The following is an 18,566-nucleotide window of genomic DNA, read 5'->3' on the forward strand; positions in this document are numbered from 1 at the left end:
GGGACAGTGAGGCGTTCGGAGATCGCGGAACAGAATCGCTTCATGCTGCTTCGGCAGCGCGAGTTCAGAATTGCTGCTGACGTCGTCACGGATGCGTGGACGTCTTTTCCGGACGTGCGGGCCGTAGCCGTGATCGGCTCGGTCGCCAAGGCGCTATGGAAGGAAGTCCCGCGGTTTTCGGAGTTTCGACGGCAGGGCATCGAGGTCTGGCATGAATGCCGCGATCTCGACCTGGCGCTTTGGATCGATTCGCAGCAGCAACTTGATGGGTTACGTCGCGCCGCGGCCCGGGCGCTAAGAGCGGCTTTCGAACGAGGAGCCGGTACCAGCGTGGTCAGCCAACAACTCGACATATTTCTGATTGAGGCGCTCACGGACCGCTATCTCGGCCGGCTCTGTGAGTTCAAGGCTTGCCCCAACGTCCAACGAGATTGCGCCGCGCCGGGCTGTGGCGCGATCCCGTTCAACAAAGTGGTTCCTGATTTCAGACCCGGTACGGACCTCCTGGAGCCGGCAACCTATGCAATGTTGTACGAACGCGGCAAAGGGCGACTGCGTTCGGCGCTCGATCTTCCCAACGTCGAGGAGGACCTTCCGAAACTCCATAGCTCGAAGGCACGACAGTCGCAGCAGTGAGCTGCGCAAGACCGAATCCGACACGGGACGGAGAACCGACCTGCGTCCAAATGCGTTCCCCTCACTTCACCAGCCTCACGAGCGGCTTGTCCTTCGCCACGATATAGGTCGCAAGCTCGCTCGCGGTCTCGTTGCCCGCGTTCTTGGCCGCATGCACCGTGCCGGCCGGGATGAACAGCACGTCGCCGGCCTTCAGCGTCACCGGCGGCTTGCCTTCGACGGCGTATTCGATGGCGCCCGACAGCACGTAGATGATCTCTTCGCCCGGATGGGTGTGCCGGCCGAACGCCACGCCGGGGGCGAGGTCGACGCGCACCTGCACCGCTTCGCGGCCGGGTGCGCTGAGATCGTGGCGCTGGAGGTCGGTGCGCGTGACACCGGCCGGCTGCGCCGCGGCCGGCAGGGTGAACAGGTTTGCGGCGAGCAGGACGGCGCTCGACAGCACGCGCAGGGTTCGCAAAAGACGATGGCTCATGGTCGGCTCCGTGTGGTCGCTGGATTGATCGCGCCGCGCGGGCCCGGCCGACTTTCGGCCGGCTCCCGCGTCGTGGCGCTTCAGACAAGGGATGTGGTCACCTCGATGTTGCCGTGCACCGCCTTGGAGTAGGGGCAGATGCCGTGCGCGGCCTCGATCAGCTCCTGCGCCACCGCGCGGTCGACGCCGGGGACGCTGACGTCGAGACGGGCGCGCAGGAAGAAGGCGCCACCGGCGTTGTTCAGGTCGATCGCGGTGTCGACCGACGGCTCGCTCGGCAGCTTGACCTTGCGCTGGGCGGCGGCGAGCCCGAGCGCGCCGAGGTAGCAGGCCGACCAGGCGGCGGCGAACAGGTTTTCGGCCGCCGGATGCGGCTGCGCCAGCTTGATGTCGAGGAAGCCGTCGCTGGAGTGCGCGGCACCGTCGGAGCCTGAGGTGACGTGGGTCTTGCCGGTAAAGAGAAGCTTGGCAGCGGATGACATGGCGGGGTCCTTTCAGGATTGATATAGATCGTATCCGATCTAATCGGATGCGGTGTGAAATAAACCCTATGCATCCGCCGGTCAAGCTCTTCCGATTTAATCGGATGCGATTTATATCGGTGGGCAGATCACGAATTGCGGAGGTTCCCGTGGCCCGTTCCCCCAAAGCCGCCGGCAAAGGCCGGAAACTGTCGAATTTCCTGTGCTTTGCGATCTATTCGGCCAATCTCGCCTTCGGCCGCGCCTACAAGCCGCTGCTGGACAAGGTCGGCCTGACCTACACCCAGTACATCGCGATGGTGGCGCTGTTGGACGAGGACGAGCAGACCGTCAGCGCGCTCGGCGAGAAGCTGTTCCTGGAATCCAACACGCTGACGCCGATCCTGAAGAAGCTCGAGCAGACGGGCTACATCAAGCGCCACCGCGATCCCGCCGACGAGCGGCAGGTGCGGGTGAGCCTGACGCCGGCCGGCCGCAAGCTGATCGAGCAGGACCTCAGCGGGACCCTGATCGAGGCGACCGGCCTCGGCGACGAGTTTCCGGTGGTGCAGAAGACGGTGAGCCGCCTGCGCGACAATCTGCTGCGCGCGACGAAGGGCGACGACTAGCGCATCAGCAAATCGGCCGTCGGCGGCCGCTTTAGTTGCGTATTAATTGTGGAGCGATGACAGAAATTGCCGAAGCTCGGGAGTCCTGGGATTGGCAAAGAGCTCCTCGGGCGGTCCCATCTCATGGACCTTGCCCTGATGCATGAAGATGAGGCGATCGGCGATCTTGCGCGCAAAGCCGATCTCGTGGGTCACCATCATCAGCGTCATGCCCTCCCTGGCGAGGCTTTCGACGACAAGCAGAACCTCTCCAACGAGCTCGGGATCGAGCGCGCTGGTGATCTCGTCGCACAGGAGCACGGCCGGTTCCATGGCAAGCGCGCGCGCGATGGCGACGCGCTGTTGCTGGCCGCCCGAAAGGCGGTCGGGCATCGCGTCGAATTTCTCCTCCAGACCGACGCGTGCGAGCAGGGCGCGTGCCTGCTCTTCGCCTTGTCGCGCTGCGCGCTTCTTGACGAGCTTCGGGGCCAACATGATGTTGCGCCCGACGTTCAAATGGGGAAACAGGTTGAAGCTCTGAAAAATCATCCCCACCTGTTGGCGTAGCTCACGCATCGCAGTCGCGCTGTCATGATCGATCTGCTTGTTCTTGATCAGGATTGCGCCGCTGTCGAAGCGCTCCAGCCCATTGATGCAGCGCAGGAGGGTCGATTTGCCCGAGCCGCTCCTGCCGATGATCGCGATCACCTCGCCGGGCTCCACGTTCAGGTCAACGCCTCTGAGGACCTGTGTTTCTCCAAAGGACTTGTAGAGCGCGGCGATCTCAACGATGGGCGGCATGGAGCGTCCTTTCGAGCGCGCGAGCGGTAAGGCTGATCGGATAGCACAGGGCAAAATAGATCAGTGCGACCACGGCATAGACCGTGAAAGGCCGGAAGGTTGCGTTGGTGATCATGCCTCCGGCCTTGGTCAGTTCGACGAAGCCGATGACGGAGGCGAGCGCCGTGCCCTTGATGACCTGGACCAGAAACCCAACGGTTGGGGGAATCGCGATGTTCAGCGCCTGAGGGAGGATGACGTGACGCAACTGCTCCCCAAAAGTGAGAGCCAGGCTTCGGGCCGCCTCCCATTGGCCACGCGGAACGGAGGCGACGCAGCCGAACCAGATCTCGCTCAGAAAAGCACTCGTATAGGCGGTCAGCGCCAGCGCCGCGGCGGTCCACGCCGAGGTTTGGACGCCAAACAGCGCCAGGCCGAAATAGGCGAGGAAGAGCTGGATCAGAAGCGGAGTGCCCTGGAACAGCTGGATATAGAGGCTAACGAGACGGCGGGCAGCGTCCGAGGACGTCAGGCGGGCAATCAGGAGGGAGAAACCGACGAAGCCTCCGCCGATGAAGGCAATCAGTGACAGGCCCACTGTCCAGCGCGCGGCGAGCAGCAGGTTACGCACAATATCCCATAGCGTGAATTCAACCATGCCCTCAGTCTCCAAACAGGAAGCGTGGGCCGAACCAATTGAGCAATCGCCGCAGAACGATCGACAGAGCGAGATAGATCAGGGCGGCGACGATGAAGGCTTCGAAGGCCCGGAAGTTGCGGCTCTGGATCAAATTGGCGGCAAAGCTCAGCTCCTCGGTTGATATCTGCCCGCACACCGATGAGCCAAGCATCACGATGATGATCTGGCTGACGAGTGCAGGCCAGATCTTGCGCAGCGCCGGCGGCAGCACGACGTGAAAGAAGGTCTGCATCGGCGAAAGCGCCAGGCTCAAGGCGGCCTCGACCTGACCGCGCGGTGTCGCCTCGATGCCGGCGCGGATGATCTCGGTGGCATAAGCGCCGAGATTCACCACCATTGCGAGGATGGACGCGGCCTCCGGCGACAGCCGGAATCCTGCCGCCGGCAGGCCGAAGAAGATGAAGAAGAGCTGCACGATGAACGGCGTGTTGCGGAATAGTTCGACGTAAGCACCCGTCACGGCCTTCAACCAGACCGGTCCATGAATGCGCGCCCAGGCGCATCCAACGCCCAGCGCAAGTCCTCCGGTCGCGGAAGCCGCGGTCAATCCAAGCGTCCATGCGACGCCCTTGGCGAGCATGCGCCAGTCGAAAAGGATAGCCCCAAAATCGAGATCGACCACGGCCCGGCTCACTCCGGCAGCTTGCCGGTGGACCTGCCGAGCCATTTCCGCGAGAGCGCCTCGAGGGTGCCGTCAGCCTTGGCTGCGAGGATGATTTCGTTGAGTTTGGCGCGCAGCGCGTCCTCACCCTTGCCGACGCCGATGAAGTTCGGACTGTCCTTGAGCAGGAATTTGTATTCGGCGCCGAGTTGCGGGTTCTTGGTGATCATCGCCGCGGCGACTTGCGCGCTGGTCGCGACCGCCTGGGTCTGGCCGGCGACGAAGGCGGAAATCGTGGCGTTGTTGTCTTCGAACCGGCGAATCTCGGCGGTCGGAGGCGCGACCTTCGTCAGTTCGGAATCATCCACCGAGCCGCGCGTCACAGCGATCGATTTCCCAGCCAGCGCTTCTGGTGCCTTCAGCTCCATCGCCTTGGGAGCGAACACGCCGATGAAAAACGGCGAGTAGGCGACCGTGAAGTCGATGACTTTCTCGCGATCCGGATTCTTGCCGAGCGTCGAGATGACGAAATCGGCTTTCCTGGTCTGAAGATAGGGAATGCGGTTGGCAGTCGTGACCGGGATTAGCTCCACCGTCGCGCCAAGTTTCCCGGCGATCAGTCGTGCCATGTCGATATCGAGACCCTGCGGCTGCATGTCGGAACCGACGAAGCCATAGGGCGGGAAGTCCGTCGGAATGGCAATCCGGGCCACCTTGCTGCGGACAATGCCGTCAAGCGCTGTCTGTCCCGAGGCCTGCGCGGCGACAAATACCGAGAGAATGACGGCGAAGCCGATCGAAAAACCACGCCTTGAAACCTGCATCACGATTTCTCCTTGCTGACTGGACGCGACTTGGCGGTGCGACGATTGGATCGCGCCCCCTTGGCCAATCTTGTATGCAAGTCTTGTTCCACAGGATCGATCGGCGACAAGGCCTGGCGCAACATCGCCAGCGGATCGCTGCCAGAGGTGAGGCGAAGCTTTTCCTTCCAGGTGCGCAGATGGACGCCCATGCGCCGTTCCGCGAGCGACATGTCCTGCGCCTCCAGGGCCGCGACGATCCCGACATGCTCGTCGAACGATCGCCTGGCTTCGCCTTGTGTCTGATGGTGCGCGGCGATCAGCGCCGTGCGAACGGTGAGATCGCGCAAAGTCTGGGCAAGAAGCTCGTTGCCGAGGCAGCGGGCAAGGCAGACATGGAAATCGCCGAGGATGAAGCTTCTCAGTCCGACGTCAGAACCCTTGATTGCCTGCGATTGACGCCGCAGATGATCCCGCAGGAGGCGAAGCTCCGCCGCACCCAGTGGGCCGGCGCCACGCAACAGCCCGGTCTCGATCACGAGTCGCGCCGCGAACGCTTCGGCTGCCTGTTTTTCTGTCGGCTCCAGCAGGTACCATCCGCGGCGGGCGCTGACCGAAACGAGGCCTCGTGTTTCGAGCCGCACCAGCGCCTCGCGTACGATGGTGCGGCTGCATCCGAACAACTCGGCCAGTTGCTGCTCGCCGAGGCGGCTTCCCGGCTCCAGCTTCTTCGCCAGGATGGCGTCCAACAGTCGATCGCTGATCTGCAGGGCTGAGGTCATCGCTTGTCTCGCATGAGGGCATATTCTGACACGGTTGCGTCATTCTTGTATACAAGACTGGCCCAACATGCTATCGCCCCGACCGGCCCCTAAAACGATAATTCCGCATGACCCATTTCTGGCATCTCGATGTCGCGCAATTGATCCAGGGCTATGCAGAGCGCGCGTTCACGCCGGTCGACGTCATCAAGGATTGCCTGGATCGCACACGGACTTGCGATCAATCGCTCAACGCCTTCTTGCACGTCAGTGAGGCCGACGCGCTGCGATCGGCCGAAGCAAGCCGCAGGCGCTGGGCGGTGGCAAAACCGCTTGGCGCCCTCGACGGGGTCCCGGTTTCGGTGAAGGACAATTTGCATGTCGCGGGCATGCCGACCACGTGGGGCAGCGAGCTGATGCGCGGCTTCGTCGCGACTGAGGACGAGGATCCGGTGGCCAGGATACGGGCGGCGGGCGCGGTGCTGTTCGCAAAGACCAGCCTGCCGGAGTTCGCGATGCAGGGCCATACCGCAAATGCCCTGAAAGGCACCACGTTCAACCCGCACGCTTTATCGCTGACGCCCGGTGGTTCCTCGGGCGGCGCGGCAGCCGCTGTTGCCGCCTTCTGCGGACCGCTGGCGCTGGCGACCGACGGCGGCGGTTCAATACGGCGGCCGGCCTCGCATTGCGGCCTCGTCGGATTCAAGCCCTCCGCCGGGCTCGTGAAGCGGCACGGTGGTCTGCCGGAGATATTTTGGGGGCACGAGGTGGTCGGCGGAATCGGGCGAAACGTTGCGGATGTCGCCAGCTTCACGGAGACGCTGGCCGGGCAGCAACTCGCCGCCGCTTCGAAAAAGGTCAGAATCCTGTATGCGCCAAGCTTTTCGGGCGCGCCCGTCGATGCGGGTATCGCGGATGCCGTCGAAAGGGCTGCGCAGCGCTTCGAAGCGATAGGACATTTCGTCGAGACCAGGGCGTCATTCGACCTCGCCGAAGAGATCAACGACTTGTGGCCGCAGCTTTCAGCGATCGGTCTGGCCTGGCTGTTTGAAGATGGCGCACGCTGGCCTGAACTCGGCCTTCGCCACGGGACGCAGCCGGAGCAGTTGATGTGCGGCGAGGCGGCTCGCGCTGCCCTGCAAGAGGGCCGCTCGGCCCGGGCGACCGCCCTGTTCAACCTCGTCAATGCGATTGAGGGGCTCAAACGGCGGTTGGATGCGCTGTTTGCTTCCTACGACGCGATCCTCACGCCCGCCACTGCGGCTTTGCCCTGGCCTGCCGACCGACCCTACCCGGAAACGATCGCAGGTCAGGCGGTCGGGCCGCGCGGGCACGCCGTCTTCACCGCCATCGCCAACGCCGCTGGTTTGCCCGCGCTCGCGCTACCTTGCGGATGGGTGTCGAAGCTGCCAACCGGCTTCCAGTTGCTTGGCCCGAAGGGAGCTGACGCCGCCGTGCTGGCATTGGGTCGGGAATTCGAGCAGAACTTTCCTCTTGGAGCGCCTGTCGGCGAGGCTGGAATACACGAGGGGAGGACATCGTGAGCAACGCGAGTGAAGTGGCGGAGCGGTTGGTCGCAGCCCGAAGCAGCGGGCCGGTCTCCTGGCGCGATATTCTGCCATCGGATCGTGCCGCCGCCTACGCGATCCAGGATGCCACGCTTGCCCGGATCGGCCCGGCCGGCGGCTGGAAGGTCGGGGCGTCGAACCCGGAGGCCGAGCCTATCTGCGCGCCGCTGCCCGCGTCGTGTCTGCTTGCCTCCGGCGTGCGACTGGGGACGGGATTGCTGCGAGGTGTGGAAGCGGAAGTCGCGCTCCGGGTCGGGCGCGGGCTCACGATCGACGATGCTGCTTTGCCCGATCGCGAATTGGCTCGCGCCTTTGATGCCGCGTATCCCGTCATCGAGGTGGTCGAGACGCGCCTCGAGGATTGGACCAACAGCGCGGCCTTGGCCCAGCTCGCGGATTTGCAGAGCCACGGGGCGCTGCTGATCGGACCAGCCTCGACAGTCAGCCCTGCTTCCATCGATCTGAGGAGCGTCGAGGCGCACATCTCTATCGGCGATGACATCAGTAAGCGAACGACAGGCGGCAATCCGGCAGGCGACATCTGGCGTCTGCTGCGCTGGCTCGTTCGCCATTGTGCCGAGCGAGGCGCGCCTCTCTTGCCGGGCCACATCGTCACGACCGGTTCGTGCACCGGCATGATCTTCGCACAAGAGGGCGCCAGCGTCCGTGCGCGCCTGGCGGGCTTCGGCGAGGTTGCCGTCGATTTCTGAAATCAGCGCTGATCAAAACGCGGCGCGCGTTCGGACGCGACGACTGCCTCCGACGTAAATATCAACGACGTGGGCGCCGATCTAATTGCAGATTGCGCGCGGAATCATCCACGTCGCAAGGGTCTGCCAGATCCCGCTCTCACGGCGCTGATAGGCGACGAAATCGGCGCCTTCGCCGCGCATCAGCTCGTAGCGATGGGTCTTGGTGGATGCAGTGCTGGACTTGGTCATGGAACTCTCCATCTGAAATGGGGTTTCCTCTGAGCTAGTTGCGGTGCAGCATCGCGCCAATGGGGGATGAGGATCATCTCATCACGTTGTGGAGAGGGACGAGCCCAGCACATAGGCTTGCTCACGCGGCGGCGGCCGCTTGTATTCACTCCAGCCCCAGCAGCTTGCGCGATTTGCGCGTCAGCTTGGCCACGATCAGCGCATGGGCCTGCGCCAGATAGGCGGTGAGCTCGGCATCCGGCAGGGCGTTGTTGCTGACGAGCTGCACCCATTTGGCGCGGGCCAGATACGGCGCCGGACGTGCCACGCCGTGCTCGATCAGGATCGCATAGGCCATGTCCGAGACCTTGAACATGTAGCCGCCGGAGCTTGCGGCAAAGCCACCGCCGAGCGCGAACATCTTGCCGCCGACCTTGAACACGGAGGTGCCCTCCCACTGCACCACCTTGGTGGCGGCGGGCAGGCGCAGGCAGCGCGCTTCGAAGCTTTTCGGAGTCATGATGCGAGCGATAGCACGCCGCGCGCGGCTTGCAATGGGCGCGCTTGCTGCTTGCAATGCGCGCGCTAGCGGCCGAGCGCCGCGAAGGCGGCAATGGTGCGGTCCACCGCCGCTTCGTCGATGTGGCGATGGGTGACGAGCCGGAGCTGCGAGGGGGCGCTGGCCTGCACCAGTATGCCGTGCCGCTTCACGCCCTCGGCCCATGCGGTGGCCTCGCGCCCGCTTGCAGAGACGTCGATGCGCAGGATGTTGGTCTGCACCTGGTCGGGATCGGCAAGCGCCGGGTCGAGCCAGCTCAAGGCGGTGGCGAGCCGTCTTGCCGCCGCGTGATCTTCGGAGAGGCGCTCGATCATCGTCTCCAGCGCGACGAGGCCCGCGGCCGCGACGATGCCGGACTGGCGCATGGTGCCGCCGACGAGTTTTCGCAAGGCCCGCGCCCGCGCGACGAACGCCGCGCTGCCGCACAGCAGGCTGCCGACCGGCGCGCTCAGTCCCTTGGACAGGCAGATCATCACGCTGTCGGCATGCTCGGCGATCCGTGCCGCCGTCACGCCGAGCGCGACCGAGGCATTGAAGAGGCGGGCGCCGTCGAGATGCACGGGAATCCCGTTGCTTTGTCCGAGCGCACGAATTCGCATCATGTGCGGCAGGGGCAGCACGGCGCCGCCGGCGCCGTTGTGTGTCGTTTCCATCGCGATCAGGCCGGGACGTTCCGAGCCGCGGATCGCGTCCGCAAGCGCTGCTTCGTCCATCGCGCCGCGACGGCCCGGCATCGGCTTCGGCACCAGCCCCGCGATCGTCACGACGCTGCCGAGCTCCGAGTTGAGCAGATGCGCGCCGCGATCGGCGAAGACGTCCGCGCCGCGCTCGGCATGGGCGAGCATCGCCAGGAGATTGCCCATCGTGCCGCTCGGCACGAACAGGGCAGCTTCCTTGCCGATCAAGGCGGCGCCGCGTTCTTCGAGCGTGCGGACGGTCGGATCGCCCTCGCGGCCGTCGTCGCCGAGCGGGGCGCGCTGCATGCGCTCCAGCATCGCCGCCGTCGGCAGCGTGACGGTGTCGCTGCGCAGATCGACATAAGACTGCTCCGCGGCCATCACGCGTCCTGCGTTTGCAGGTTGGCCGCAACCGGCTGCACCTCGTCGGCGGCCATGTCGCCGGCAAACTTCTCAACCAGCTTCACCGCGACCGTATTGCCGAACACGTTGATCGCGGTGCGGCCCATGTCGAGGAAGGCATCGACGCCGGCGATGACCGCGAGCGCCTCGATCGGCAGCCCGATCGCCGACAGCACCATGGCGATGGCGACGAGCCCGCCGGAGGGGACGTTGGCGCTGCCCTTGCTCGCGATGGTCGTGACCATGACGATGGTGAACAGCGTCGACCAGGTCAGCGTCACGCCGTAGGCTTCGGCGAGGAAAGTAACGGCGAGGGCGAAATACATGATGGCGCCGTCGCGGTTGAAGGCATAGCCGAGCGGCAGAACCACCGAGACGATGCGCTCGGAGGCGCCCATCGCCCGCAGCTTCTCCATGTGCAGCGGCAGGGTCACTTCCGAGGAGCGGGTGGAGAAGGCCAGGATCATCGGCTCCATCACCGCCTTGGTGACGGCGAGCGGCTTCTCGCCGATGGCAAGCAGCATCAGCCAGAAGATCGCGACCATGATCGCGAGGCCGAGATACATCACGCCGACGAGTTTGGCGAGCGCGAGCACGGTGGCTAGGCCTTGGGTCGCGAACAGCCACGCCATCACGGCGAAGATGGCGATCGGGGCGAGCGAGGTGATCCATTTGGTGATCTTGAACATCGCCGCCATCACCGCCTCGAGCACGGCGACCATGGGCTCGCCGACCTTGCCGACCGAGGCGAGGGCCAGGCCGAACAGAATGGCGAAGACGAGCGTCGGCAAGATCTTCTGCTCGGCCATCGCCGCGACGATGTTGGAGGGGATCATGTCCATGAAGAACTTGATCCAGTCGACCGACACCGCCAGGTTCTGCGGCACCTTGCCGGTCGCGGCCAGCGGTGCGCCGGCGCCGGGATGGAAGGCGGCGTTGAGGAGCAGGCCGATCAGGATCGAGACCACGGTCGCGAGGTAGAAATATCCGAGGCTGATCGCGGCGACGCGCCCCAAAACCTTCAACTCGCTCCCCATGCGATAGAGGCCGAGCGTGACGGCTGCGAACACCACGGGAATGACGATCATCTTCACCGCCTCGACGAAGGCGGTGCCGATCGGGCGCAGGCCCGCGCCGAAATCCGGCCAGAGCAGGCCGACGCCGAGGCCCAGCACCAATCCGAGCAGCATCTGGAACACGAGTGGCAATCTGAACAGCGGCCGGATCATGCGTGATGGTCTCCTTGTCCCGGATATTGCGTGCGGATCGCGCCCAGCGCGGTGAGGCGCGCCTCGAACGCGGACGACAGATGTCGCCACATGCGCTGCTGCGCGGCGTCAGGGTCGTGCGCCTCGACGGCCGCGTAGATATCGAGATGCTCGCTCACGGCCTGGCGCGTGCGCTCGACGCTGTATTGCCGCATCTTCTGGAGGGCGAGGCCGCTCTGCGCGCGCAGATTGTCGTAGGATTGCGCCAGCCGGCCGTTGCCGGTCGCGCGAAACAGTTCGTCGTGGAAGGCCCAGCCGACCTGCTGCGCCTCCTCGACATCGAGGCTCGCGCGCGACTGGATGCTGCGCAACTCTTCCGCACAGTTTCGCAGCGGCTCCGTCGGCCCGCGCGTCGCGGCGAGATAGGCCGCCATGCCCTCGAGCGCGAGCCGCAATTCATGGATTTCGCGCAGGTCGTCAAAGGACATCTGGCGCAGGAAGGTGCCGCGCATCGGATGGATGGTGAGCAGGCCGTCCTTGGCGAGCGCCTTCAGCGCCTCGCGGATCGGGGTGCGGCCCAGCGCCAGCCGGCTCGACAGGCTGCGTTCGGAGAGGGGTTCGTCAGGCGCGAACTCGCCGGAGATGACGAGATCGCGGAGCAGCGAATAGGCGCGGTCGCGGTCGAGGGAGGTAGTGGGCATAACTGACATACCAGCGGTATGGCAGAGGGATGTCAAGCTCGTCCGCTGATTTTGCTGGTGAAACGAGCCGTGAGACAAGTCACGGACCCGTGCCTTGCGCATCGCATCTCAAAACATATCTTACGATATATCTAACAACGGAGACGTAAGATATGTTTCGAGACAAGAACGACGGCAGACACGGCCGGGATGATCATGAGTTCCGCTTCGCCTTCGCCATGGGCCGGCACGGCGGCGGGCGGCATCGTTTCGGCCGCGGCGGGCACGGTTTCTTCGGGCGCGGCGGCGACGATTTTCCGGGGGCGCGACGACTCTCGTCGCAGGACCTTCAACTGGTGATCCTGGCGCTGCTGGCCGAAAAGCCGGCGCATGGCTATGAGCTGATCAAGATCATCGAGGAGCGCTCCGACGGGTTCTACACGCCGAGCCCCGGCGTGATCTATCCGGCGCTGACCTATCTCGAAGAGGTCGGCCACGCCGGCGTCGAACAGGATGGCGGCCGCAAGCTCTACAGCATCACGCCGCAGGGCGAGGCGCATCTCACTGAGCAGCGTGCGACCGCGGACGCGATCCTTCAGGCGCTGTCGCGGATCGGGCGCCGCATGGACGAGGTACGCGAGGCCTTCGCCGGCGTCAGCGATCTCGACGGCGGCGCCTCGGACGAGCTGCATCGGGCTCGCCACAATCTCAAGCGCGCGCTGCGTAGCAAGCACGGCAGCGATGCCACTGAAGCAAGCCGCATCGCTGCGATCCTGGACCGCGCCGCGGCGGAAATTCTCGGGAAGTGACGGACTGCAAAGGAAGCAACATATGAATGATCGGCCCCACAGCCCGATTCAAGACCCGCGCGTCAACGCCGTGATCGCGCGCCTGCAAGGCGCGCGGCAGCGGCCGCCCGGCGGTGGCCCGCGGGGCGGTTTCAACAGCCGCGATCCGCACGCCTATGCCGAGCAGGGCTTTTCGATCCATCCCGAGCAGGGCGAATTGATTTACCTCTTGTGCCGCGGCTTGCGCGCTACGCGCGTGGCGGAGTTCGCCACCTCGGTCGGCATGTCCACGCTCTATTTCGCGGCGGCGCTGCGCGACAATGGCGGCGGCACCGTGATCGGCTCGGAGATCGTGCCGGCCAAGGTCGAAACCGCGAGGCGCAATCTCACTGAAGCGGGTCTTGCCGGCTACGCCGAGATCCGCGAGGGCGATGCGCGGAAAACGTTGCGCGATCTCGGTGGCCCCGTCGATTTCGTCCTGATCGACGGCTGGCCGGGCGAGGGAGGTCCGTCGCTGGCCCGCGAGGTGATCGAGATCGTCGCGCCGCAGCTGCGCAACGGCGGCTACGTCATGAACGACAACGCCGAGCCCGACTACCTCGATTTCATCCGCGATCCCAAGAATGGTTTCGTCTCGATGACGCTGCCGCTCAAGGGCGGCACCGAGCTGTCGCTGAAGGTGAAGTGAAGCTATCCGTTTTCCCGTAGCCCGGATGAGCGAAGCGATATCCGGGACCGCCGCTCGCACGAATCCCGGATGTCGCTTCGCTCATCCGGGCTACAAGACCTTGCGTTGCCCGACGGGCAAAACACCCAAGCTGCGGGTCAATCCACTCAAGCAAAAATATTCCACTTTACCGAAATTCGGCTTTGGCGTATTCGTGCCGCACCTCATCCCGGTCAGAGGGGCGTATCGCGATCGTCACGACATGCGGGGTGAGCTGCGGTGGACGCTAGTCACATCGGCGCGAAGAGCTTCGCAGGGCGGGCAACCGTGAGCGAAAGACGTCGCGTACACGACCGGTGTGATCTGCGTACGGCAAAACCGTGTCGTCCTGGCGCCCGGGGTCTGTGCGCCAAGTCTTGCGGTGATGCGGCGGCCCGACCGGGCACGCGCATCAGCGATCCGCAAGGCGACGGGGGCAATAGTGCATCGCTCCCCGGGGAGAGCTCGGCACCGTCAAACCACTGCGCAGGGAAGGCCGTGTGTTGGGCTTCACCTGTATGCCGCTGTGCAGCTTCCTGTAGCGCAACTTTCGCACAGTGGACCGCGGGTGCCAGCCGGCACCCGGCCTTCCCTGCGCCCTCTGACAGAGGAGGGTGTCGAGATGAAGCAAAGCTCGGGCGAAACAAGCCGCGGGGATGCGGATTTATGTCCGCGAACCGAGATGCGAGTTGAGCAAGCGCTGCCCCTTGCTCCGTCATTGCTTCGCTGCGCTCGCAATGACGATGTAAGTCGAGCTGCGCGCCACATTCTCAACTGTCATCGCCCGACTTGATCGGGCGATCCAGTATCCAGAGACAGCAGTGAGTTGACCGAGAGGCCGCGGCGTACTGGATGCCCCGGTCAAGCCGGGGCATGACAGCGGAGTATGGAGGACGCACTGCACATCACAGACCACGCCGCATTGTGAGTTGTGCCTGCGCCGTAGACCGCTACCATGCGCCCGCTACCGTGGAACACGGGACCAGAACAGCGAGCGGAGGCGACATGAGCGGGCAGGAACGCAAGGTGAAGGGATCGGACCTGTTCGTCGCGGCGCTGGAGAACGAGGGCGTCGACCGCATTTTCGGCGTTCCCGGCGAGGAAAATCTCGATCTCGTGGAATCGCTCCGCACCTCCAAGATCGAGCTGATCCTGACCCGCCACGAGCAGGCGGCCGCCTTCATGGCTGCCACCCATGGCCGGCTGACCGGCAAGCCCGGCGTCTGTCTCTCGACGCTCGGCCCCGGAGCGCTCAATTTGTCTACGGGGGCGGCCTATGCGCATCTCGGCGCCATGCCGATGATCCTGATCACCGGCCAGAAGCCGATCATGAGCAGCCGGCAGGCGCGTTTCCAGATCGTGGACGTGGTCGCGACCATGAAGCCGCTGACAAAGCTGTCGCGGCAGATCATCAGCGCCTCCAGCATCCCGACCGTGGTGCGCGATGCCTTTCGCGTTGCGATGGAGGAGCGGCCGGGGCCGGTGCATCTCGAACTGCCCGAGGACATCGCGGGCGACGAAGTGCCGGCCGTTCCCGTGATCCCGGTCCATCCGATCGAAATTCCGGTCGCCCATCGCGCCGCGCTCGATCGTGCCGCCGAGATGATTCTCGCTGCAACGCATCCGCTGGTGATGATGGGCGCTGCGACCAGCCGGCCACGATCGACCCACGGCATTGCGAGCTTCGTGCGGCGAACCGGCATTCCCTTTTTCACCACGCAGATGGGGAAGGGCACCGTGCCCGGCGGGACCAATCTCTATATGGGAACCGCGGCGCTGTCCGAGCGCGACTATGTCCATGACGCGATCGACGCCGCCGATCTGATCGTGGCGATCGGTCATGACCCGATCGAGAAGCCGCCCTTCATCATGGGGCCGTCGGGCCCGAAGGTGATTCACGTCAGCTACACGTCGGCGAGCGTCGAGCAGGTCTATTTCCCGGATGCCGAGGTCGTCGGCGATGTCGGCCCGAGCCTGGAGTTGCTGGCGGACCGCCTCGAAGGCAGGCTGCCGCAGGCGGCAGCGCTCCTGCCATTGCGCGAGAAAATCCTCGCGCATATCGCCGACCGCGCCACCGAGGCGCGCTGGCCGCCGACGCCGCAGCGGATCGTGCACGACATCCGCCAGGTGATCCCGGAGAACGGCATCGTCGCGCTCGACAACGGCATGTACAAGATCTGGTTCGCGCGCAACTACCGCACCCGCGTCGCCAACACGCTGCTGCTGGACAACGCGCTGGCGACCATGGGCGCCGGCCTGCCGTCGGCGATGATGGCCGCGATGCTCTATCCCGACCGCCGCGTGCTCGCGGTCGCCGGCGACGGCGGCTTCATGATGAACAGCCAGGAGATGGAGACCGCCGTCCGTCTCAAGCTCAACCTGGTCGTGCTGGTGCTGGAGGACAACGCCTACGGCATGATCCGCTGGAAGCAGGCGGTCGATCATTTCGCCGATTACGGCATGACCTTTGGCAATCCCGATTTCGTCCTCTACGCGAAGGCCTATGGCGCCAAGGGGCATCGTATCGCCAGCATCGACAGCTTCGGCCCGACGCTCGATGCGGCCTTCAAGGAAGGCGGCGTGCACCTGGTCGTGGTCCCGATCGACTATTCGGAGAACGTGCGGGTGCTGGTCGACGAGCTGCGGGCGCATGAGACGTCGAAGGCGTGATGTGATGGGGCGAAGCTATTTCCACGTCGTCATTGCGAGCGCAGCGAAGCAATCCAGACTACCTCCGCGGAAAGATTCTGGATTGCTTCGCTGCGCTCGCAATGACGGAGTATGTAGCGAGGACTTGGCCCGAATATGTCTACCGTACTTGTGTCGCGATCACTGATCCCCCACACTCTTGATCACTCAACCAACCACAGGAATATGAAATGACTCGCGTTCGTTGTGTCACCGAGATGGGCATGGGCGTCGACGTCCACGGCAGGGACGCCACCAAGGCGGCGAAGCGGGCGGTGTCGGATGCGATCAGGCATTCGAGCCTCGGTTTCTTCCGGATGATCGGCAAGACCGCGAACGACATGTTCGTCGATGTCACGATCGGAGTGCCCAATCCTGAGGCGGTGGACAAGGAAGCCGTTGCGAAGGAGCTGCCCTACGGCACGGTGACCGTCAACGCGGTCAAGGGCGGGTTGGAGATTCCCTCGGCCACGGAAGTGGCCAACGACCCCATCCTCATCGCCAATGCGGCTGTCATCGTCAGCTTCGACAAGGACTAGGCCGATGTCCGACAGCGATGAGGCGCTGCTGGATCGCCCGATCTGGAGCGCGCTGACAACGAGCCAGAAGCATCTGGCGGAGGGCGGTCCGCGGGCGCTACGCTATCCCGTGGACATGACGCCGTTTGCCGACATGGTCGACATGTCCCCGGCAAGCTTTGCTGCGCTCCGTGATCTCCTGTCGGGTTCGCAGGTTGCCGCGCTGTTCACGCCGGAGCCGGTCGAAATGCCCGCCGGTTTCAAGGTCGTGCTCGCCGAGACCGGCGAGCAGATGATCGGCTCGCCTGCCGACAGTCCGCTCCGCGATGCCGAGATCGTCACATTGGGCGCCGGCGACGTCTCCGCCATGATGGCGCTGACGGAGCTGACCAAGCCCGGGCCATTCGCGCTGCGGACGCATGAGCTCGGCACGTTCCTCGGCATCCGCGACGGCGGCGAATTGGTCGCGATGACGGGCGAGCGGATGAAGCCGGGAAAGTTCGTCGAGATGACGGCCGTCTGCGTGCATCCGGAATACCGCGGGCGTGGCTACGCGCAGGCGCTGCTCGCGGCGGTCGCGCGCCGGATCGAGGCGCGCGGCGAAATTCCGTTCCTGCACGTGTTCTCGAGCAATACATCTGCGATCGCGCTGTACCAGCGACAGGGCATGCGGATTCGGCGGCGCCTGTACGTCACTGCGTTCATGAAGGAGGGATAGGCTCCCTCAGGTGCCGCCCTTCATTTCCTTCGAATTCACGCTATATCCGTCCGAACCACAATTGGGGGAGACACATGGACGCCAGGACAAGCGATTTTTCCGCCGTGCGGACGGCGATGCAGCGCTACGTCGATCAGGAGATCATTCCCGGCGTGTCCTGGGCGGTGCTGCGCGGCGGCGAGGTCGTTGACCAGCAATGCGTCGGGCTTGCCGACCGCGAAGCGAAGACCGCGCTGCGGCCCGACCACATCTTCCGCGCGTTTTCGAATACCAAGATCTTCATCACGTGCTCGATCATGCTTCTGGTGGAAGAGGGCCGCATCGGGCTTGACGACGTTGTCGAAAAATTCCTGCCGCAGCTCGGCAATCGCAAGGTGCTGAAGCAGGGCGCGTCGAGTCTTGCCGATGTCGAGCCGGCGAAGGGGTCGATCACGATCCGCCAGCTCCTGACCCACACCTCCGGCCTCAGCTACGGCATCTTCGATCCCGGCACGGTGCTGTTCAGGGGTTACAACGAGGCGAGCGTGCTCAATCCGCTGACGCCGCTGACCGACATGATCGACAAGCTCGCCGATCTGCCGCTGTCCTATCATCCCGGCAACGGCTGGGAATATTCAGTGGCGACCGACGTGCTCGGCCGCGTCGTCGAGGTTGTCTCCGGAAAATCGCTCGATGCCTTCCTCAAGGCGCGTATTTTCGATCGGCTCGGCATGACCGACACCGGATTTTACGTGCCTGAAGCGCAGCAGGGCAGGCTGGTCGCGCTCTACACCGGCGCCGACGTGCTCGATCCGATGAAGCCCGGCCTGACGCGGGCCGACAATCTGCCTTATCCGCAGGCCTATCGCCGTCCGTTCCCGCGGCTCTCGGGCGGCGGCGGCCTGGTCTCGACCCTGCCGGACATGCTCGCGCTGGTGCGCGCATTGGTGCCGGGGTCGGATACGCTGCTGAAGCCGGAGACGCTGCGGCAGATGATGACGAACCAGCTGCCCGCAGGGCAGACCATCCGTTTCGCCAATCTCGGGCCGATACCCGGCAAGGGGTTTGGTCTCGGCGGCGCGGTCACCTTCGCGCCGACGCCGTTCGATCCCCCGAATTCCACCGGTGAATTCCAATGGGGTGGCCTTGCCGGCACTCATTGGTGGATCTGCCCGCAGGCCAATACCGCGGGCGTCCTGATGGCCCAGCGCCACATGGGTTTCTGGAATCCGTTCTTCTTCGAGTTCAAGCGCCTGGCCTACCAGGCGGTCGGAGGCTGATCGCGAAAAAATTGCAGGCCTCCGCGAATCCTTTTCGCTCGTCGCGTCCT

22 protein-coding genes are annotated in these 18,566 nt (G+C 64.6%); 10 read left to right on the forward strand and 12 right to left on the reverse strand.

Translation table 11 applies throughout. The features are described 5' to 3' along the window. The first annotated feature begins 6 nt into the window (after nt 1–6). Nucleotides 7–636 (forward strand): hypothetical protein, encoded by a 630-nt coding sequence (locus XI09_RS37430; RefSeq protein WP_271571367.1) that lies wholly within the window; start codon nt 7–9, stop codon nt 634–636. 61 nt (nt 637–697) lie between these two features. On the opposite strand, the gene XI09_RS37435 is transcribed toward XI09_RS37430, so the two are convergent. After that, complete coding sequence (locus XI09_RS37435) at nt 698–1,111, reverse strand: cupin domain-containing protein (protein WP_271571368.1); 414 nt, start codon at nt 1,109–1,111, stop codon at nt 698–700. Nucleotides 1,112–1,191: 80 nt separating this feature from the next. Then, nucleotides 1,192–1,593: an Ohr family peroxiredoxin gene (locus tag XI09_RS37440; protein WP_271571369.1), complete on the reverse strand. Its 402-nt coding sequence runs from the start codon at nt 1,591–1,593 to the stop codon at nt 1,192–1,194. Nucleotides 1,594–1,697: 104 nt separating this feature from the next. Between XI09_RS37440 and XI09_RS37445 the strand changes: the two genes are divergently transcribed. Continuing rightward, on the forward strand, nt 1,698–2,201 hold the full coding sequence (locus tag XI09_RS37445) for a MarR family winged helix-turn-helix transcriptional regulator (protein ID WP_442869648.1): 504 nt from the start codon (nt 1,698–1,700) through the stop codon (nt 2,199–2,201). A gap of 42 nt (nt 2,202–2,243) precedes the next feature. Here XI09_RS37445 and XI09_RS37450 read toward each other — a convergent pair whose 3' ends face one another. From XI09_RS37450 to XI09_RS37470, 5 genes are read right to left on the reverse strand one after another with little or no spacing between them, the layout of a single operon-like run. Beyond that, nucleotides 2,244–2,981, reverse strand: a complete 738-nt coding sequence (locus XI09_RS37450; RefSeq protein WP_271571371.1) for an amino acid ABC transporter ATP-binding protein — start codon at nt 2,979–2,981, stop codon at nt 2,244–2,246. Then, nucleotides 2,965–3,618 carry an amino acid ABC transporter permease gene (locus tag XI09_RS37455; protein WP_271571372.1) on the reverse strand — a complete coding sequence of 218 codons (654 nt, stop codon included), beginning with the start codon at nt 3,616–3,618 and terminating at the stop codon, nt 2,965–2,967. The genes XI09_RS37450 and XI09_RS37455 overlap by 17 nt, the downstream gene beginning before the upstream one ends. Nucleotides 3,619–3,622: 4 nt before the next feature. Beyond that, a complete protein-coding gene (locus tag XI09_RS37460) occupies nt 3,623–4,240 on the reverse strand; it encodes an amino acid ABC transporter permease (RefSeq protein WP_271571486.1) in 618 nt (205 codons plus the stop codon). Between the two features lie 50 nt (nt 4,241–4,290). Next, nucleotides 4,291–5,085, reverse strand: a complete 795-nt coding sequence (locus XI09_RS37465; protein WP_271571373.1) for a transporter substrate-binding domain-containing protein — start codon at nt 5,083–5,085, stop codon at nt 4,291–4,293. Then, entirely contained in the window at nt 5,085–5,846 is a 762-nt protein-coding gene (locus XI09_RS37470; RefSeq protein ID WP_271571374.1) for a GntR family transcriptional regulator, read from the reverse strand. The genes XI09_RS37465 and XI09_RS37470 overlap by 1 nt, the downstream gene beginning before the upstream one ends. Before the next feature lie 140 nt (nt 5,847–5,986). Here XI09_RS37470 and XI09_RS37475 point away from each other — a divergent pair, with 140 nt between their 5' ends. Beyond that, nucleotides 5,987–7,369, forward strand: coding sequence for an amidase (locus tag XI09_RS37475; RefSeq protein ID WP_271571375.1), 1,383 nt, complete (start codon nt 5,987–5,989; stop codon nt 7,367–7,369). After that, the gene (locus XI09_RS37480; RefSeq protein WP_271571376.1) at nt 7,366–8,103 is read left to right on the forward strand and encodes a 2-keto-4-pentenoate hydratase; all 738 of its coding nucleotides are present in this window, start codon (nt 7,366–7,368) and stop codon (nt 8,101–8,103) included. Before XI09_RS37475 ends, XI09_RS37480 begins: the two co-directional genes overlap by 4 nt. Nucleotides 8,104–8,184: 81 nt before the next feature. Here the strand turns inward: XI09_RS37480 and XI09_RS37485 are convergent, their stop codons facing one another. The 5 genes from XI09_RS37485 to XI09_RS37505 all read right to left on the reverse strand — a co-directional run bounded on the left by XI09_RS37485 (nt 8,185) and on the right by XI09_RS37505 (nt 11,860). Next, nucleotides 8,185–8,334: a hypothetical protein gene (locus XI09_RS37485; protein ID WP_271571377.1), complete on the reverse strand. Its 150-nt coding sequence runs from the start codon at nt 8,332–8,334 to the stop codon at nt 8,185–8,187. A gap of 145 nt (nt 8,335–8,479) precedes the next feature. Beyond that, entirely contained in the window at nt 8,480–8,833 is a 354-nt protein-coding gene (locus XI09_RS37490) for an MmcQ/YjbR family DNA-binding protein (protein ID WP_271571378.1), read from the reverse strand. A gap of 65 nt (nt 8,834–8,898) precedes the next feature. Beyond that, nucleotides 8,899–9,930 carry a threonine aldolase family protein gene (locus tag XI09_RS37495; RefSeq protein WP_271571379.1) on the reverse strand — a complete coding sequence of 344 codons (1,032 nt, stop codon included), beginning with the start codon at nt 9,928–9,930 and terminating at the stop codon, nt 8,899–8,901. Then, the gene (locus XI09_RS37500; RefSeq protein WP_271571380.1) at nt 9,930–11,180 is read right to left on the reverse strand and encodes a dicarboxylate/amino acid:cation symporter; all 1,251 of its coding nucleotides are present in this window, start codon (nt 11,178–11,180) and stop codon (nt 9,930–9,932) included. The genes XI09_RS37495 and XI09_RS37500 overlap by 1 nt, the downstream gene beginning before the upstream one ends. Continuing rightward, nucleotides 11,177–11,860, reverse strand: a complete 684-nt coding sequence (locus tag XI09_RS37505; RefSeq protein WP_271571381.1) for a GntR family transcriptional regulator — start codon at nt 11,858–11,860, stop codon at nt 11,177–11,179. The genes XI09_RS37500 and XI09_RS37505 overlap by 4 nt, the downstream gene beginning before the upstream one ends. A gap of 152 nt (nt 11,861–12,012) precedes the next feature. On the opposite strand from XI09_RS37505, the gene XI09_RS37510 reads away from it, so the two are divergent. The 6 genes from XI09_RS37510 (at nt 12,013) to XI09_RS37535 (ending at nt 18,516) form a co-directional block, all read left to right on the forward strand. Further along, complete coding sequence (locus XI09_RS37510) at nt 12,013–12,648, forward strand: PadR family transcriptional regulator (protein WP_271571382.1); 636 nt, start codon at nt 12,013–12,015, stop codon at nt 12,646–12,648. A 22-nt stretch (nt 12,649–12,670) separates the two neighbouring features. Beyond that, a complete protein-coding gene (locus tag XI09_RS37515) occupies nt 12,671–13,315 on the forward strand; it encodes an O-methyltransferase (RefSeq protein WP_271571383.1) in 645 nt (214 codons plus the stop codon). A 1,023-nt stretch (nt 13,316–14,338) separates the two neighbouring features. Further along, entirely contained in the window at nt 14,339–16,003 is a 1,665-nt protein-coding gene (locus XI09_RS37520; protein WP_271571384.1) for an acetolactate synthase large subunit, read from the forward strand. Nucleotides 16,004–16,212: 209 nt separating this feature from the next. Beyond that, the gene (locus XI09_RS37525) at nt 16,213–16,560 is read left to right on the forward strand and encodes a Lin0512 family protein (RefSeq protein WP_271571385.1); all 348 of its coding nucleotides are present in this window, start codon (nt 16,213–16,215) and stop codon (nt 16,558–16,560) included. Nucleotides 16,561–16,564: 4 nt separating this feature from the next. Beyond that, the gene (locus XI09_RS37530; RefSeq protein ID WP_271571386.1) at nt 16,565–17,257 is read left to right on the forward strand and encodes a GNAT family N-acetyltransferase; all 693 of its coding nucleotides are present in this window, start codon (nt 16,565–16,567) and stop codon (nt 17,255–17,257) included. 74 nt (nt 17,258–17,331) lie between these two features. Continuing rightward, the gene (locus tag XI09_RS37535) at nt 17,332–18,516 is read left to right on the forward strand and encodes a serine hydrolase domain-containing protein (protein ID WP_271571387.1); all 1,185 of its coding nucleotides are present in this window, start codon (nt 17,332–17,334) and stop codon (nt 18,514–18,516) included. The last annotated feature ends 50 nt before the right edge of the window (nt 18,517–18,566 follow it).

The organism is Bradyrhizobium sp. CCBAU 11386 (genome assembly GCF_028128955.1).
Lineage (GTDB): Bacteria > Pseudomonadota > Alphaproteobacteria > Rhizobiales > Xanthobacteraceae > Bradyrhizobium.

Bases quoted from the DNA above. Each gene is read 5' to 3' on its own strand.
- XI09_RS37460 (WP_271571486.1), bottom strand. From the start codon at position 4,240: ATGCTCGCCAAGGGCGTCGCATGGACGCTTGGATTGACCGCGGCTTCC.
- XI09_RS37495 (WP_271571379.1), bottom strand. From the start codon at position 9,930: ATGGCCGCGGAGCAGTCTTATGTCGATCTGCGCAGCGACACCGTCACG.
- XI09_RS37505 (WP_271571381.1), bottom strand. From the start codon at position 11,860: ATGCCCACTACCTCCCTCGACCGCGACCGCGCCTATTCGCTGCTCCGC.
- XI09_RS37500 (WP_271571380.1), bottom strand. From the start codon at position 11,180: ATGATCCGGCCGCTGTTCAGATTGCCACTCGTGTTCCAGATGCTGCTC.
- XI09_RS37440 (WP_271571369.1), bottom strand. From the start codon at position 1,593: ATGTCATCCGCTGCCAAGCTTCTCTTTACCGGCAAGACCCACGTCACC.
- XI09_RS37435 (WP_271571368.1), bottom strand. From the start codon at position 1,111: ATGAGCCATCGTCTTTTGCGAACCCTGCGCGTGCTGTCGAGCGCCGTC.
- XI09_RS37510 (WP_271571382.1), top strand. From the start codon at position 12,013: ATGTTTCGAGACAAGAACGACGGCAGACACGGCCGGGATGATCATGAG.
- XI09_RS37465 (WP_271571373.1), bottom strand. From the start codon at position 5,085: ATGCAGGTTTCAAGGCGTGGTTTTTCGATCGGCTTCGCCGTCATTCTC.
- XI09_RS37450 (WP_271571371.1), bottom strand. From the start codon at position 2,981: ATGCCGCCCATCGTTGAGATCGCCGCGCTCTACAAGTCCTTTGGAGAA.
- XI09_RS37485 (WP_271571377.1), bottom strand. From the start codon at position 8,334: ATGACCAAGTCCAGCACTGCATCCACCAAGACCCATCGCTACGAGCTG.
- XI09_RS37525 (WP_271571385.1), top strand. From the start codon at position 16,213: ATGACTCGCGTTCGTTGTGTCACCGAGATGGGCATGGGCGTCGACGTC.
- XI09_RS37520 (WP_271571384.1), top strand. From the start codon at position 14,339: ATGAGCGGGCAGGAACGCAAGGTGAAGGGATCGGACCTGTTCGTCGCG.
- XI09_RS37445 (WP_442869648.1), top strand. From the start codon at position 1,698: ATGCGATTTATATCGGTGGGCAGATCACGAATTGCGGAGGTTCCCGTG.
- XI09_RS37490 (WP_271571378.1), bottom strand. From the start codon at position 8,833: ATGACTCCGAAAAGCTTCGAAGCGCGCTGCCTGCGCCTGCCCGCCGCC.
- XI09_RS37515 (WP_271571383.1), top strand. From the start codon at position 12,671: ATGAATGATCGGCCCCACAGCCCGATTCAAGACCCGCGCGTCAACGCC.
- XI09_RS37530 (WP_271571386.1), top strand. From the start codon at position 16,565: ATGTCCGACAGCGATGAGGCGCTGCTGGATCGCCCGATCTGGAGCGCG.
- XI09_RS37470 (WP_271571374.1), bottom strand. From the start codon at position 5,846: ATGACCTCAGCCCTGCAGATCAGCGATCGACTGTTGGACGCCATCCTG.
- XI09_RS37535 (WP_271571387.1), top strand. From the start codon at position 17,332: ATGGACGCCAGGACAAGCGATTTTTCCGCCGTGCGGACGGCGATGCAG.
- XI09_RS37455 (WP_271571372.1), bottom strand. From the start codon at position 3,618: ATGGTTGAATTCACGCTATGGGATATTGTGCGTAACCTGCTGCTCGCC.